Origin of the sequence: Candidatus Accumulibacter aalborgensis, from assembly GCF_900089955.1 — a bacterium.
GTDB lineage: Bacteria > Pseudomonadota > Gammaproteobacteria > Burkholderiales > Rhodocyclaceae > Accumulibacter > Accumulibacter aalborgensis.
Genome location: NZ_FLQX01000047.1, coordinates 1 through 1,099 on the forward strand (window position 1 = coordinate 1; position 1,099 = coordinate 1,099).

Below are 1,099 nucleotides of genomic sequence, written 5' to 3' on the forward strand. Positions count from 1 at the left end.
TCTGTCTCAGCCTCGAACAGCTTGCGCCAAACAGTCTGAATCACCGCGCGACGTAACAGGCGGGTCGGATTTAAGTCCTTTGCATCACGTTTTTACGAATACCCGAATTTCGAAACAGGAGCAAGTCATGGTCAAGAAAACAAAGCAACCCGAAGTGATCCTTGAAGTGGGTGCCGAAGGTGGTGGCTACACGATCATGGGCGAACAGCGGAATGGTGCCTGGCGATTCGGGCGCGAGCCAGACTGTGGCGATTCGTGGATGTACGACGATGAAGAAGATGAAGTAGAGAAGCCAGCAGCATCACCAAAAAAACCAAAACCAAAGCCCAAGCCGGCCATTGTCTACTTCGATACGCTGGACGAGGCTCTTGAAACAATCAATGAGTGCTGGCCGCACCTTATTCCGACTGCGGTGCATCCAGCCTTTGTGCAAGACATCTGGCAACGAGCGGTCATTTACTGGCGTGAGAACGCCGGACGTCGGACGGATTACGTGTTGCCAAGATGGAGCGAGATTTGTCTTGGTCGAGAAATCGGAAGCTACGATGAGTTGCTGAAGGAAGAGCAGGCGAAGCTCGAACAGCAAGCAAAAGCCTCCGGTGCCACAAGCCGCCTCTCCGTAGCGTGGCCGCCTTTCGCCGAAAAGCTGGCTGCGGCACTTGCAAAGCTGGAAGAAGACCAATACCTGATCCTGCTGGTAAAACGCTCGAATCGCTTCGTCCAGTTTGCGGCGCAAGGTTCCTACGGGATGCGGGTCGAAACGACCAGCAACGCCTACCTCAGCAAGCCGGAAAAACTCAACGAGCGGCAGATCGCCACGCTGCTGCAAAGCGGCTGGAGCGACCCAACCGCCAGCCCGGATGAATCAACGCCCGAGAACGATCCCGATGGTTCTCCGAACTTCTTCGTCGAGTTTCCCGACCCCGTATCCTTTACAGCGGTCGCGGCCTTGATCATCATTCCGGCCACCCCCGCTCCGCCGCCATCGGCATCAGATAGGGCTGCTTGGGCGGTCGGGGTCGTCGGCGCGCCGGCCGTGGGGGCAGCGGCATGCACTGGAGCACCTGCGCGAACAGTGTTTCGTGGGCGCGGCCAAAGA

General features: G+C 57.4%; 1 protein-coding gene. It reads left to right on the plus strand.

Features of this window, described 5'->3' with window-relative positions; translation table 11 throughout:
* Positions 1–127 precede the first annotated feature (127 nt).
* On the plus strand, positions 128–1,099 hold a 972-nt coding region (locus ACCAA_RS04355; protein WP_425394450.1), incomplete at its 3' end, for a TY-Chap domain-containing protein.